This is a genomic window from Stenotrophomonas sp. WED208, from assembly GCF_040984485.1.
In the GTDB taxonomy this organism is placed as follows: Bacteria; Pseudomonadota; Gammaproteobacteria; order Xanthomonadales; family Xanthomonadaceae; genus Stenotrophomonas; species Stenotrophomonas riyadhensis.
The window spans coordinates 3228754-3242219 of sequence record NZ_JAZARB010000001.1; the positions used below are offsets into that span (position 1 = coordinate 3228754).

A 13466-nucleotide genomic window follows, 5' to 3' on the forward strand; every position below is an offset into this window, starting at 1 on the left:
TCATCTCCTCAGGGTGCAGACGCACGCAGGCTGTAGCCGGCCAGGCGCCACACCTGGTCCTCGTCGAAACGGAACGAGACCAGCTCGCGCACTGGCTGCGCGCTGTTGGCGAAACGGGTCGGGAAGCTGACGTTGATGTACAGCCCTTCCGGCACAGCGGCACCGGCGCTGTACTTGACCCGGGTGATGGTCGGCTGGCCCCGCCCGGCCAGCGCGCCCAGGCGCGTGCGCTCGGTAGTCAACTGGCTGACGAAGGCGGCCTTCGGTACTGCGCGGCGCGCGACGGCCGAAGCGCCATCCCACAACTCGCCGGCGCGGTTGGCATCAACCAGCTGCGCGGCCTTCACTGCGGCCGCGCCCATTTCCGCATCCTGCTTCTGCACCTGGGCCTGCTGCGCGGCGGTCAACGCCGGAGCGCCGGCCGTGGCCGGTTTCGCAGCCGCCGGCGATGACGGGGCCGGACGCGCGGGCGCCGGGGCGGGCGTGGCCGGCGCAGGTGCCTGCGCCAATACAGTCAGGGGCAGCAGGGACAGCAGCAGGAGCACGCGCTTCATGGACACCGCCGGTTCTCGGGAAAGAACCGCAGTCTACGCCAGCGCAGTGAGCCGTTCGTCAGCGCGCGTGGGCGCTGCCTTCCACCGCCGCCGCATCGGCCTGCGCAGCCGGCGTGCCGGTTGCGGCCGGGGCCTGTTCGGCCACCGGCGGCGGCTCGGACGGTGCCGGCGGCAGCGTCGCCACATCGATTTCCGACAGCGGGCTCTCTTCCGGGCATACCGCATCCGGGAAGCCGAAGCGCTGCTTCAGGGCCTGGCCGCAGCTGTTGATCGATTCCATGTCGGCGCCTTCGCGCTTGCACTGCTGGTCGAAGGCGATCAGGAACGCGTCCTTGCGCTGCACGAAGTCATCGCCGCAGGCGCGCATCTGCTTGATCCGTTCCAGATCGTCCTGCACCGCGTTGGTGCCATCCAGACCGTACTGGCGTAGTTCGTCCGGCGTCAGCAGGCGCAGGCTGCGGTTGGGCACCGTCATCATCAGATCGGCCACGCCCACCGCCACGCCGTTGCGCTGCAGGTAGTCCTTTACGTTGTCGTAGACCTCGTGCAGCTCGCGGTTGAGCTCGGCGCGCGAGGTGGCCTTGGAACTGATGCGCATCATGCGGTGGATGCCGACCTTGCCCGACAGCAGGCGGTTGTCACCGGCGGCCAGCACGAACACGCACGCGCTGTGGCAGATCGAGCCCTCGCGCACCCAGATGGTCCAGCCCGATTCACCGATGCTGTCACCGGCGACGATCGCCGATTCCACCTGGCCGCCGCTGGAGTCCAGATCGAGGATGCGCTTGTGGATCTTCTGTTCATCGGCGACCACAGCAAGTCGCCACATCATTTCGGCGAAGCCCGGATTGATTTTGCCGGCGTAACGCACCCGCATCAGACCACGCTCGGCACACGGCGCCAGGGCCTGGGCAATCTGCTCGCGCTGCAGGCCCTCCAGCTCGACGCCATCGCCCGCCTCACCGGCGTACTCGGTACTGCAGCTGACCCAGGCGCGGCCATTCTCCAACTGCGCCTGCGGCCACGGCCGATCCGCCCGGCTGCGCGGCGGCGCCGGCGGTGGCGGTGCGTCAGCCGCATTGATCGACACCATGTTCTCGCCATCGCTGGCCGGCGCCCGCGCCGCCTTGTCGGCAGCGGTCACATTGCCCGGATTCTCCAGCTGACTGCAGCCCGCCAGGGCCAGGCACAACAGGGGCAACCAGCGGAATTTGGCGGACATCGGGCAACCGGGATTCATGGGAGCAAGAGCCACAGTCTACCCGTCCAGGGCGCGCATTCAGCGCGTGGCACTGAACCCCTTCTGACCCTTGGGAAAAAAGCGTGCCGACCAAGGTCGCCACCCACCAACAGCATTGCGGAACGCCGTCCCAACAGGTCGCAGGAACCTGTCGAAGGCGGGGTGGGTCCGGTTGCAGGGGCGTGAGCGCCATGGATGGCGCGACCGAGCTTACAGGGACGTACTTGCAGCGCCCCCTGCAACCGGACCCACCCCGCCCACCCGCAGGAAGCCCGCTGTTGCTGTTGCTCTGGCCTCGGCGGGTGCAGGGCTGCAAGCCCTGCCAGAACCCCCTCCAGCATCCATGTCCGAATCCGGCGAGTATCCCCGCCCGCACACGCCTAGACTGGCGCCATGGACACCGCCCTCGCCCTCGACACCGCCGCCTGCGACCGCGCCCGCCTGGCCCGCGACGCACGCTTCGACGGCGTGTTCTTCACCGCCGTGCGCAGCACCGGCATCTATTGCCGCCCCGTGTGCCCGGCACCGCCACCGAAGCCGCGCAACATCACTTACTACCCGACTGCGGCCGCTGCTGCGGCAGCCGGTTACCGCCCGTGCCTGCGCTGCCGTCCCGAACTGGCACCGCAGGCCCAGCAGGCACTGGCCGGGCAGACCGTGCAGCGCGCCCTCGCGCTGATCCATGGCGGTTTCCTGCAGGAGCAGCCGGTGGCCGATCTTGCAACGAAGCTCGGCCTCAGCGCGCGCCAGCTGCAGCGCCTGTTCGTTGAACACCTGGGCGCGACGCCGGGGCAGATCCACGCCACCCATCGCCTGCTGCTGGCCAAGCAGCTGCTGACCGAGACCACGCTGCCGGTGACCGACGTCGCGCTGGCCGCCGGCTACAACAGCCTGCGCCGCTTCAATACCGCCTTCCTGCAGGGCTGCGGCATGGCACCGACGGCGCTGCGTCGCCAGCACCAGCCGCTGGCCGCCGATGACGGCTGCCTGGTACTGCGTCTGGCATACCGGCCACCGCTGGATTTCCCGCGCATGCTGGCCTTCCTGCGCAAGCGCAGCCTGCCCGGCATCGAGCTGATCGGCGAAGACAGTTACCAGCGCGTGCTCGGCACGCAGGAGCGCCCCACCCTGCTGCGCGTCACCGCCGACCCGAAGCGCCCGGAACTGCGCCTGCAGCTGGGCGCGGTCGATCCGCGCCTGATCCCCGACATCGTGCGCCGCGTGCGTCGCGTGTTCGATCTGGATGCCGACCTGCAGCAGGTCCACGCCGCACTGGATGAGGAACCCTTGCTGGCGCGTGGCATCGCCGAGCGCCCCGGCCTGCGCGTACCCGGCGGCTGGGACGGCTTCGAGGTCGGCGTGCGCGCCGTACTCGGCCAGCAGGTCACCGTTGCCGCAGCCACGACCTTTGCGCGGCGACTGGTCGATGCTTATGGCGCGCACCTGCCGGGCATGCCGTCGGAATTCGATCGCCAGTTCCCCGCCCCCGAGGTGCTGGCTGGGGCGCCGCTGGAATCGATCGGCCTGCCGCGCAGCCGCGCCGCCACCGTACGCGCACTGGCCGCCGCCTGCGCCAGCGGCCAGCTCGACTTCGGGCCCGGTCAGGCATTGGAGGAATTCGTTGCGCGCTGCGTGGCACTGCCCGGCATTGGTCCGTGGACCGCGCAGTACATCGCCTTGCGTGGCCTCGGCCAGCCCGATGCCTTCCCTGCCGGCGACCTGGTGCTGCAGCAGGTCCTCGGCCACGCACAGGGCCAGCGCCTGAGCGAACGCGCGACCGAAGCGCGCTCGCAGCCGTGGCGTCCCTGGCGCGCCTATGCCGTGCTGCACCTGTGGCACCTGTCCGGCACTTTCGTTGGAGAACCGACATGACCCTGTTGTTCGACCGTTTCGACAGCCCGATCGGCGTGCTGACCATCGCCGGCGACGAGCGTGGCCTGTCCCATGTGCTGTTCCCGGAAAACCGCCACCCGGCACGCGGCCGCGACGACTGGCACTACGCGCCGGATGCGCTGCCGGAAGCACGCGAGCAGCTGTTGCAGTTCCTGCACGGTGAACGCTGCAGCTTCGACCTGGAGCTGGCGCCACGCGGCACGCCGTTCCAGCTGCGGGTGTGGCAGGCGCTGGCGTTGATCCCGTTCGGTCAGACCTGGAGCTACCTGCAGCTGGCCCAGCACCTGGGCCAGCCCAGTGCGACCCGCGCGGTCGGCGCTGCCAATGGCCGCAATCCACTGCCGATCATCCTGCCCTGCCATCGCGTGATCGGCAGCAACGGGGCACTGACCGGCTTCGGCGGTGGCCTGGAAACCAAGGCCGCGCTGCTGCGACTGGAACAACGCCAGGCCCCGCTGTTCGCCTGAGAGGGTTTGCCGGGCTGCGCCCGGCACCCGCAGAGGCTAGAGCAACAGCAACAGCGGGCTTCCTGCGCGGAGGCAGGGTGGGTCCGGTTGCAGGGGACGCTGCAAGTACGTCCCTGTAAGCTCGGTCGCGCCATCCATGGCGCTCACGCCCCTGCAACCGGACCCCCCCCGCCTTCGACAGGTTCCTGCGATCTGTCCGAACGTCATTCTGCGCGGCTGTGGGTAGGTGTCGACCTTGGTCGACACGGTAGATGCACGCCATGCGTGGATGGAATCATCAGGAATATGTCTGGGGAAAAACCCCCTTCTTGTTGAAGGGGGCGCGCCGACAGGCGCGGGGATAGGGAAAAATGCGCGGACACGGCGCGCGATAGCGCGCCGTGTCTTGGGCGCGTCATTGCACCGGCTTATCATGCGCGGATGACTTCCGTACGCCTGACCTGCGCGCTGGCGCTGCTGCTGCCATTGGCCGCCTGCACCACCGCGCCCGCCCCTACCGCCTCCATTCCCACCGCTGTCGCTGCGGCCGCGCCGCCGAAGCTGCTGCTGATCTCGATCGACGGCCTGCGCGCCGACGCACTCGATCGCGGCCTGACCCCGAACCTGCAGCGCCTGATCGACGGCGGCGTGCGTGCACGCTGGATGACCCCGTCCTATCCCTCGCTGACCTTCCCCAACCACTACACCATCGTCACCGGCCTTCGCCCGGACCACCACGGCATCGTCAACAACAGCATGGACGATGAAGCACTGGGCCGGTTCGAGCTGAGCAATCGCGAAGCGGTCACCACCAGCGGCTGGTGGGGCGGCGAACCGATCTGGGTCGGCGCCGAGAACGCCGGGGTTCGTTCGGCCACCACCTCGTGGCCGGGCAGCGAATCGGAAATCCGCGGTGTGCGCCCGAGCCAGTGGCGCGTCTACGACGGCAAGGAACCGCTGGAGCAGCGCGCCGGCATCGTGCTCGATTGGCTTGCACAGACCGACGCCGATGCACCCCGCCTGACCACGCTGTACATGGAACACGTGGACAAGGCCGGCCACAACTACGGCCCCGAATCGAAGCAGTATGCCGACGCCATCGTGCGCGCCGACCAGATCGTCGGCCAGGTGCTCGATGGCCTGCAGCAGCGCGGCCTCGCCGCGACCACCAACGTGATCGTGGTTTCCGACCATGGCATGGCCAGCGTCCCGGTCGGCCAGGTGATCGCCACCGAATCAATGGCCGCCCCGGCCATCGCGCGCAATGTCAGCCAGGGCCAGTCGGTGGGCTTCGCGCCGGTGGCTGGCCATGAGGCCGCCGCAGAGCGCGCCCTGCTCGGTCGTCACGCGCACTACGAGTGCTGGAAGAAAGAGAACCTGCCGCCGCGGCTGCACTACGGCACCCACCCGCGCATTCCCGCCATTGTCTGCATGATGGATGAAGGCTGGGACGCCCTGCATCAGGAAAAGATCGCCAAGCGAGATCATCAGGATCGCGGCTCGCATGGCTACGACAATGCCCTGCCCTCCATGCGCGCGGTGTTCGTGGCCAGCGGCCCGTCGTTCCGCCAGGGCCTGGTGATCGACGGCTTCGACAATGTCGACGTCTACCCACTGCTGGCGCACCTGCTGCAGGTGCCGGCCGCGCCGAACGATGGCAATCCGGAAACGCTGAAGAAAACCCTGCGCTGACGCTCCTGTAGAGCCGAGCCCATGCTCGGCTGGCCGAATGCAGCCGAGCATGGGCTCGGCTCTACATAGAATCGTGTGCCGGCCTTCGCGCGGGCACAAAAAAACGCGGCGCCAGGCGCCGCGTTTTTCGTTGAACCGGCCTGGGCCGGATCAGGCCTTGGCGACGGCCTTCTTCGCCACAGCCTTCTTCGCCGGAGCCTTGGCCACGGTCTTCTTGGCAACCGGAGCAGCGGCGCCTACGGCGACCTTGCTCGCGGTGTGCGAACGGGCGTTGCCGTAGCTGGCGTTGTAGCGCTTGCCCTTGGCGGTCTTGCGGTCACCCTTACCCATGTCTTCAACTCCTCAAATGTGAAATCTGGTTACCCCGTACTGACACGGGTTCGGCGGGGCCGCCTTGCTGGGCGCCCCCGCGCACGATCGAAAATCCTATCACGGAGCGCCTAGTGCGCGCAGCTGGCGTCGTGCACGTGACCGTGGTTGAGGCGCAGGTTGACCAGATGGGCGACTCCCACCAGCAGGCCGCCGATGGTCATCACCACCGCGTGTGGCACCGCATTGTGGTGCAGCGGGTCGTACAGCACGCCGGCCCACAACGCCACCAGGCCGGGAATCAGGAAGCCCAGCGCACGCAGCGCACCGTGCCGGCGGTAGCCCCAGACCAGGCTGAACAATCCGAGCAGGGTGACGAACACCACCAGCGCCTGTTCCACCCCATCGCTCAGCCAGAACGACAGGCCCAGCGACGGCGCCGCCGCCAGCAGCACGGGGATCACCGCGCAGTGCACTGCGCACAGCATCGAACCGGTGGCGCCGAAACGGTCTAGCAGGTGGCGCAGGCGTGAGGACAGGGACATGACTTCCAGCAGGGTCGGCGAATCGTTATGGAATAATATAACATCCATCCTCGACCCGCACGGTTTCCCTCCCCCTGTCCCGCTGACGGGATACGTGCGCCCAGCGATTGATACACTGTAACAAAGGACCCGCTCCATGCCCGCCCACACCCCGCGGTTGAAGCCGCATTCCCTTGCTCTGGCCCTCGCCGCCCTGCTGCCTTCGGTTGCCTTTGCCGCCGGCGATGACAGCGCTCATCGTGACCGCCACCTGACCGAACTGTCGTCGGTGCAGGTGACTGCCTCGCCGCTGCAGGGCGATGCCGAATCGCTGGCGCGCCCGGTCGAGGTGCTGGCCGGCGAACGCCTGGACGAGCAGAAGGCCGGCACCCTCGGCGATACCGTGGCCAAGCTGCCCGGCGTGCAGAGCACCTTCTTCGGCCCGGGCGTCGGCCGCCCGATCATCCGCGGCCAGGAAGGCCCGCGCGTGGCCGTGCTGTCCAACGGCATGGGCAACATGGATGCGTCCACGGTCAGTGCCGACCATGCCACCAGCATCGAGCCGTTCCTGGCCGACCAGATCGAAGTGCTGAAGGGCCCGGCCACGCTGCTGTTCGGCAGTGGCGCCATCGGTGGCGCGGTCAATGTGGTGGATGGCCGCATCGCGCGCGAGCTGCCGGAGCGCCCGCTCAGCGGCCGCGCCGAGCTGCGCGGCAATTCGGTGAACAACGAGCGGAGCGGCATGTTCCGCCTCGATGGCGTCAGCGGCAATGTCGTGCTGCACGTGGATGGTCTGGTCCGCAACGGCGACGACTACCGCATTCCCGGCTATGCAGTGATCGACAGCCTTGAAGACCATCACGATCACGATCACGACCATGAGCACGCGGGCGAGGAAGGCGAAGAGCCGCGCCGCGGCCGCCTCGACAACAGCTCGATCCGCACCCGCGCCGGTGGCGTCGGCGCGACCTGGCTGGGCGAAGGCGGCTACTTCGGCGTATCGGCCAGCACCTATCGCACCAACTACGGCATTCCCAATGGTGCGCACGTGCACGCCGATGGCGATGATCATGGCCATGACCATGGCCACGACCATGGCGATGAAGAGGAAGGCGGCGACGAGCATGACGTGCGCATCGACATGGTGCAGAACCGCTTCGAGACCAAGGCCGGCATCTACAACCCGGTCTCGTTCCTGAAGAACATCAATGCACGCGTGGCCTACACCGACTACGAACACGTGGAGCTGGAAGCCGGCACGCCGTCCACCCGCTTCACCAACCGTGGCATCGAGGCGCGCCTGGAAGCCGTGCAGCAGCAGATCGGCGGCTGGGACGGCGCCTTCGGCCTGCAGTTCGGCAACAGTGATTTCGGTGCCAAGGGCGAAGAGGCGTTCGTACCGGATACCGGCACGAAGAACATCGGCCTGTTCGTGCTGCAGGAAAAGCAGTTCGGCCCGTTCAAGCTGGAACTGGGCGGCCGCCACGACCAGGTCAAGCTGGACCCGACCGGTGACTATCGCCGCCGCACCTTCGGCGCCACCAACCTGTCTGCGGCCGGCATCTGGAAGCTCAACGACACCGTCGACCTGCGCATCGGCGTGGACAGCTCCGAGCGTGCACCGACCAACGAAGAGCTGTATGCCGCCGGCGCGCATATCGCCACCCGCTCGCTGGAAATCGGCGACGCCAACTTGAAGACCGAGCGCGGCCAGCGCGTGGAACTGGGTATCCACACCCACAGCGAACGCCTGGACTTCTCCGCGTCGGTCTACCAGACCAGGTTCAAGGACTTCATCTACCTGGCCGACACCGGCGTCACCGAGGGCCTGCCGGTTCGTGCGTGGACCCAGCAGGATGCGGTGTTCCGCGGTGCCGAAGCCGAAGCGCTGGTGCACCTGTTCGAAGGCGGCGCCGGTGACTGGGATCTGCGCCTGTTCGGCGACTACGTGAAGGCCAAGCTGGATGGCAGCGGCAGCCGCAACCTCGACATTGCCGTGCCGCATGGCGACCACAACCACAACTACTCGGTGGAGCTGGCCAACACCGGCTACCTGCCGCGCATCGCCCCGGCCCGCGTCGGCGCCGACCTGCGCTGGTCGAAGGACGGCTGGCGCGCCTCGGTCGGTGCGGTCCGCTACAGCCGCCAGAAGGATGTCGCCCAGAACGAAGCGCCGAGCGACGGCTACACCCTGGTCGACGCGCATCTGGCCTACCGCTGGGATCGCAACGCGAGCAACAGCTACGAAGTGTTCCTGGATGGCAGCAACCTGACCAACCGCGAAGTGCGCCCGCACACCTCGCTGCTGCGCGACTACTCGCCGCTGCCGGGCCGTGGTGTCGCATTCGGCATCCGCGCGTTCTTCTGATCGCGCGCGGCAGGGTCGGATCCCTTTCCGAAGGAAAGGGCTCTGATCCCACACCTTCCCACGGGGGCCTTCGGGCCCCCGTTTTCATTTCGCCCCGCACCATCACGCATTCGTCACAAAGATGTGCGTACGACAACAACCGGACAATCCCGTCACTCAATGTCTCGCTAAACGGACACTTTTGTCCGACAATAATCCCATGACTGCCCAACGTGCCGATGCTGCTGCCCGCCGTGCCCTCATCCTCGATGCCGCCGATCATGTGTTCGGCCAACATGGCGTCACTGCCCCGCTGGATCTGGTGGTCGAACGCGCCCAGGTGGGCCGCGCGACCCTGTACCGCAACTTCCCCGACCGCACCGCGCTGATCCAGGCGCTGCTGCAACGTACGGTCGACCGCATCCGACGCCAGGTCGAACAGCTCGGCGACCGCGACGACGCTCTGTTCGAAGTGTTCGAGGGTATGGCCCAGCGCATCATCGATTCGCCTGCCCTCGCCGATTACTGGCGCGCGGTGGATTCGGACGTGCCGGCCATGCGTACCGCGCGCGAGACCGTGCGCGACCTGCTGGAAGCGCCGATCGCCCGTGCCAAGGCCGCTGGCCTGTGCCGGGCCGACCTGGAAAAGACGGATATTTCACTGATCTCGGGCATGCTGGGCGCAGCCCTGCGCGGCAAGACCCGCGACGAGCGCGCCCACCTGGCCGGGCGTGCCCTGCAGCTGCTGCGCGGGGGTCTCCAGGGAGCAACCAGCGAGGCCCGCTGATGGTCCAGCCGTATCTGAAGCCGGTTCCGGATTGGGAGGAGCACGAGAAGCCGACCATGCCCGGTTCGGCTTCGATGCCCTGGCATCCCCCCTATCGACGCGTGGCCTATGCACTGGTGTCGCTGCTGGTGGCGATCACCGGTGGCCTTGGCAATGCGCTGGTCACCGCCAACCTGCCCTTCCTGCAGGGCCAGCTGGCACTGACCCCGACCCAGGGCAGCTGGCTGGTGGCGGCTTATGCAATGGTCAACGTCACGGCCAACCTGCTGGCCTTCAAGTTCCGCCAGCAGTACGGCATCCGCCTGTTCGCCGAGATCGGCCTAGGCCTGTATGCGGCGCTGGCGGTGCTGCACCTGTTCGTCGGCAGCTTCGAGACCACGATGCTGACCCGTGCCGCCAGCGGCTTCGCCGGTGCGGCCTGTTCGACACTGGGCACGCTGTACATGCTGCAGGCACTGCCACGCCGCTTCACCGGCAACCTGCTGGTGGTTGGTGTCGGCCTCTCGCAGCTGGCGGTGCCGATCGCCTGGATCGTCTCGCCGGGCCTGGTCGATACCGGCCAATGGCACCAGCTCTACTCATTCGAAGCCGGGCTGGCACTGTGCGCGTTCGCGGCAGTGGTGGTGCTGAAGCTGCCGCCCGGCATCCAGGTGAAAGCCTTCGAGCCACTGGACTTCCTCACCTTCGCCCTGCTTGCGCCGGCTGTCGCGCTGCTGGTGATCGTACTGGCGCAGGGCTACACGCGCTGGTGGCTCAACACACCGTGGCTGGGCTGGGCGCTGGTCGCCTCGATCGTGCTCTCCACCACCGCCTTCATCATCGAACACTACCGACGCAATCCGCTGCTGCAGATCCGCTGGCTGTCGAAGCTGCCGGTGCTGCACTTCATCGTCGGCGCGTTCCTGATCCGCTTCCTGACCACCGAGCAGTCCTATGGCGTGGTCAACCTGATGCGCACGCTGGGCATGGGCCCGGACCAGATGCGCCCGCTGTTCGTAGTGATCCTCGCGGGCGTGGTCACCGGCATCGCCGGTGCCTCGCTGACGTTCGGCCCGAAGCGGCTGATCGCCCAGCTGCTGATGGCGATCCTGCTGCTCGGCGCTGCCGCCTTCTTCGATCAGCACCGCACCAGCATGGATCGGCCGCACGACTTCTACGTCAGCCAGTTCCTGGCCTCGGTGGGTGCCGGCATGTTCATGGGCCCGTTGATCATGCTCGGCATTTCCGCCGCGCTGAAACAGGGCGTGGACCACATGATCACCTTCCTGGTGACGCTGTCGATCACACAGACGCTGGGTGGCCTGGCCGGCTCGGCGGTGCTGGGCACCTTCCAGCTGCACCGCGAGCAGCTGTACTCCAGTGCATTGACCAGCCAGCTCGACCCGGCCGACCCGGTGGTGGCGCAACGCCTGCGCCTCCAGCAGCAGCTGTACAGCGCACAGATCACCGACCCGGTGCTGCGCAGCGCGCAGGGCAGCGCGCAGCTGGCGCAGACCACGCGCCGCGAAGCCAATGTGCGAGGCTTCAATGACGTGTTCACGCTGAGCGGATGGCTGGCGATCGGCTTCCTGTGCTGGTTGCTGCTGCTGTCGCTGCGCACCGCCGTGCTCAAGCAATGGCGCAAGCGCCACCCCACTTCCCCCGCTGCGGCCACGCCGGCCGCGCCCCGCTGAGTCCCCCCGATGCCTCCCGTCCCGCCCCGACCCGACGACACCGACAACGTGACCCCTCCGCCACCGACCGACGCGGCGCCCGCGCCCACGCCGGTAGAACCTGCGGTCGCGCCGAAGTACCTCAAGCCCAGCGCGCGCAGCGTGGTGGTGATGGTGGTGGTGGCCTTGCTGGGCATTGCACTGATCCTGCGCGCCTGGCACCTGTGGCCGTTCACCAGCAGCGTGATGGTGACCGACAACGCTTATGTACGCGGACAGATCACGGTGATGGCGCCACAGGTGAACGGCTACGTGACCGAAGTGCTGGTGAAGGATTTCCAGCACGTGAAGGAGGGCGAGCCACTGCTGCGCATCGATGACCGCATCTACGCGCAGCGCGTCGCCCAGGCACAGGCGACGCTGGACAGCGCACGCGCGGCCCTGGCCAACTCCGACCAGTCGCAGGCCCAGAACCGTGCGCAGATCGCCTCGGCGCACGCCACGCTGTCGGCGGGCCAGGCCGAGCTGCAGCGCTCGCGCAACGAGACCAAGCGCTATGAGGAGCTGGCAGCGCAGCAGCTGGTATCGATCAACGACCGCGACAAGTTCCGCACCACCCAGGCCTCCGCACAGGCCAGCGTGCAGCAGTCGCAGGCGCAGATCCGCATCGCCGAGGAAACGCTGGTGTCGACCCAGGTGGCGCGCAAGAGCCTGGAGGCCCAGGTGGAGAGCGCACAGGCACAGCTGGAACTGGCGCGCATCGACCTGGCCAACACGGTGATCCATGCGCCGCGCAACGGCCAGATCAGCGAAGCCAGCGTGCGCGTGGGCCAGTACGTCGCCGCCGGTTCACAGCTGTTGTTCCTGGTGCCTGACACGCTATGGGTGGTGGCCAACTACAAGGAAGGCCAGACCTGGGGCATGGCGATCGGCCAGCCGGCCACGTTCTCGGTGGACGCGTTCCAGGGCCAGGTGCTGCGCGGCCGCGTGCAGGAGATCGCACCCGCCACAGGTTCGGAGTTCAGCGTGCTGCGCCCTGACAACGCCAGCGGCAATTTCACCAAGGTGGTGCAGCGGCTGCCAGTGCGGATTTCGATCAACGAGGGCCAGGCGCTGGCGGCACAGCTGCGTCCAGGCATGTCGGTGATCGTGCGGGTGGATACCCGGTCCAAGCCGATGGACTGAGGCATGGGCCCGGTCGCGTCGAGCTTGCTCCCCCGGCGCCGGACAGGTTCCGTGCGCGTCAGCCACGTGACTCAAAGGGATGGAATCAAAGGCGGAGCCTGTGCTCCACTCTTTTCTTTGTAGCGTCGAGCCATGCTCGACTGCTTTGCCCCACGAACAATCGGACATCATGAAATTCAACGCACTGGCCAGCAAGGCGGCCAAGGGGCCTGCGCCGCTGGAACATGGCGGCGCCATCGAAGTAGAGGACCTGATCCGCTTCGTGCTTGAACACGGCAGCGACGGTGCGGCCGAGATCGAGCGCCTGTGTGCGCTGCACGGCTGGCGCGAGGCATTCCAGTACAACGCCGATGGCACGCACTTCGCGCCGATGGCGCCGTGGGCGCGGGCGTGTGCGGCCTTCGGGTACGGTGGGGTGGCGGGGCTGCGCCCGCTGCTGGATGACGTGCCGATGGCGACCTATGCCATCGCGGTGCTGGAAGAAGTGCGTAGCGAAGCATCGGTAGACGCGCTTCTGGCGTTCTGCCAACGGGCCGATTTCAACCAAGCTGATCCGATGTTGGCGCCTTGGCGGGCGCTGGCGGCGCTTAACGTGCTGCTGTCGTTCGACAATGGCGTCGTAGTGCCGGCCCCTACCCAGCAGTCGCTGCTGCAGGTGGTTCGGCGCGCATGCGAGCAGGCGCCGACGGCGCATGGGCGGAGCCTGGCGCTGTATGCCGCGCGCGGTGCGTCTGTGGCTGGAGCGCTGGACTGGCTGCAGTCGCTGGCACTGGAGGATGCGGAGCTGATGGCTGCGCGCAAGGTGGTGCTGAAGCGGCTGCGGCAGCGCCTGTGAAA

At 67.7% G+C, this 13466-nt stretch carries 12 protein-coding genes; 8 read left to right on the forward strand and 4 right to left on the reverse strand.

The window, feature by feature from the left end:
• Positions 1 to 8 precede the first annotated feature (8 nt).
• Together VPH47_RS14610 and VPH47_RS14615 are read right to left on the reverse strand one after the other, a co-directional pair.
• Positions 9 to 554, reverse strand: a complete 546-nt coding sequence (locus VPH47_RS14610) for a DUF4019 domain-containing protein (RefSeq protein WP_197610354.1) — start codon at positions 552 to 554, stop codon at positions 9 to 11.
• A 58-nt stretch (positions 555 to 612) separates the two neighbouring features.
• Entirely contained in the window at positions 613 to 1776 is a 1164-nt protein-coding gene (locus tag VPH47_RS14615; protein WP_110711678.1) for a hypothetical protein, read from the reverse strand.
• A gap of 411 nt (positions 1777 to 2187) precedes the next feature.
• Here VPH47_RS14615 and VPH47_RS14620 point away from each other — a divergent pair, with 411 nt between their 5' ends.
• From VPH47_RS14620 to VPH47_RS14630, 3 genes are all read left to right on the forward strand, one after another.
• Entirely contained in the window at positions 2188 to 3666 is a 1479-nt protein-coding gene (locus tag VPH47_RS14620) for an AlkA N-terminal domain-containing protein (protein ID WP_368851107.1), read from the forward strand.
• On the forward strand, positions 3663 to 4154 hold the full coding sequence (locus tag VPH47_RS14625) for a methylated-DNA--[protein]-cysteine S-methyltransferase (protein WP_368851108.1): 492 nt from the start codon (positions 3663 to 3665) through the stop codon (positions 4152 to 4154). Before VPH47_RS14620 ends, VPH47_RS14625 begins: the two co-directional genes overlap by 4 nt.
• A gap of 420 nt (positions 4155 to 4574) precedes the next feature.
• On the forward strand, positions 4575 to 5825 hold the full coding sequence (locus VPH47_RS14630; protein WP_180846339.1) for an ectonucleotide pyrophosphatase/phosphodiesterase: 1251 nt from the start codon (positions 4575 to 4577) through the stop codon (positions 5823 to 5825).
• A 150-nt stretch (positions 5826 to 5975) separates the two neighbouring features.
• Here the strand turns inward: VPH47_RS14630 and VPH47_RS14635 are convergent, their stop codons facing one another.
• Positions 5976 to 6155: a 30S ribosomal protein THX gene (locus VPH47_RS14635; protein ID WP_004150462.1), complete on the reverse strand. Its 180-nt coding sequence runs from the start codon at positions 6153 to 6155 to the stop codon at positions 5976 to 5978.
• Between the two features lie 110 nt (positions 6156 to 6265).
• A complete protein-coding gene (locus VPH47_RS14640; RefSeq protein ID WP_008264835.1) occupies positions 6266 to 6679 on the reverse strand; it encodes a MerC domain-containing protein in 414 nt (137 codons plus the stop codon).
• Positions 6680 to 6815: 136 nt separating this feature from the next.
• On the opposite strand from VPH47_RS14640, the gene VPH47_RS14645 reads away from it, so the two are divergent.
• From VPH47_RS14645 to VPH47_RS14665, 5 genes are all read left to right on the forward strand, one after another.
• Complete coding sequence (locus tag VPH47_RS14645; RefSeq protein ID WP_368851109.1) at positions 6816 to 9026, forward strand: TonB-dependent receptor; 2211 nt, start codon at positions 6816 to 6818, stop codon at positions 9024 to 9026.
• 199 nt (positions 9027 to 9225) lie between these two features.
• The gene (locus VPH47_RS14650; protein WP_010483118.1) at positions 9226 to 9792 is read left to right on the forward strand and encodes a TetR/AcrR family transcriptional regulator; all 567 of its coding nucleotides are present in this window, start codon (positions 9226 to 9228) and stop codon (positions 9790 to 9792) included.
• Complete coding sequence (locus VPH47_RS14655) at positions 9792 to 11465, forward strand: MFS transporter (RefSeq protein WP_368851110.1); 1674 nt, start codon at positions 9792 to 9794, stop codon at positions 11463 to 11465. Before VPH47_RS14650 ends, VPH47_RS14655 begins: the two co-directional genes overlap by 1 nt.
• A gap of 9 nt (positions 11466 to 11474) precedes the next feature.
• Positions 11475 to 12629 carry an HlyD family secretion protein gene (locus VPH47_RS14660; RefSeq protein WP_368851111.1) on the forward strand — a complete coding sequence of 385 codons (1155 nt, stop codon included), beginning with the start codon at positions 11475 to 11477 and terminating at the stop codon, positions 12627 to 12629.
• 169 nt (positions 12630 to 12798) lie between these two features.
• Positions 12799 to 13464 carry a hypothetical protein gene (locus VPH47_RS14665; protein ID WP_368851112.1) on the forward strand — a complete coding sequence of 222 codons (666 nt, stop codon included), beginning with the start codon at positions 12799 to 12801 and terminating at the stop codon, positions 13462 to 13464.
• The last annotated feature ends 2 nt before the right edge of the window (positions 13465 to 13466 follow it).

Coding starts and splice junctions, on each gene's coding strand:
- VPH47_RS14610 (WP_197610354.1), bottom strand. CDS start 554: ATGAAGCGCGTGCTCCTGCTGCTGTCCCTGCTGCCCCTGACTGTATTG.
- VPH47_RS14615 (WP_110711678.1), bottom strand. CDS start 1,776: ATGTCCGCCAAATTCCGCTGGTTGCCCCTGTTGTGCCTGGCCCTGGCG.
- VPH47_RS14620 (WP_368851107.1), top strand. CDS start 2,188: ATGGACACCGCCCTCGCCCTCGACACCGCCGCCTGCGACCGCGCCCGC.
- VPH47_RS14625 (WP_368851108.1), top strand. CDS start 3,663: ATGACCCTGTTGTTCGACCGTTTCGACAGCCCGATCGGCGTGCTGACC.
- VPH47_RS14630 (WP_180846339.1), top strand. CDS start 4,575: ATGACTTCCGTACGCCTGACCTGCGCGCTGGCGCTGCTGCTGCCATTG.
- VPH47_RS14635 (WP_004150462.1), bottom strand. CDS start 6,155: ATGGGTAAGGGTGACCGCAAGACCGCCAAGGGCAAGCGCTACAACGCC.
- VPH47_RS14640 (WP_008264835.1), bottom strand. CDS start 6,679: ATGTCCCTGTCCTCACGCCTGCGCCACCTGCTAGACCGTTTCGGCGCC.
- VPH47_RS14645 (WP_368851109.1), top strand. CDS start 6,816: ATGCCCGCCCACACCCCGCGGTTGAAGCCGCATTCCCTTGCTCTGGCC.
- VPH47_RS14650 (WP_010483118.1), top strand. CDS start 9,226: ATGACTGCCCAACGTGCCGATGCTGCTGCCCGCCGTGCCCTCATCCTC.
- VPH47_RS14655 (WP_368851110.1), top strand. CDS start 9,792: ATGGTCCAGCCGTATCTGAAGCCGGTTCCGGATTGGGAGGAGCACGAG.
- VPH47_RS14660 (WP_368851111.1), top strand. CDS start 11,475: ATGCCTCCCGTCCCGCCCCGACCCGACGACACCGACAACGTGACCCCT.
- VPH47_RS14665 (WP_368851112.1), top strand. CDS start 12,799: ATGAAATTCAACGCACTGGCCAGCAAGGCGGCCAAGGGGCCTGCGCCG.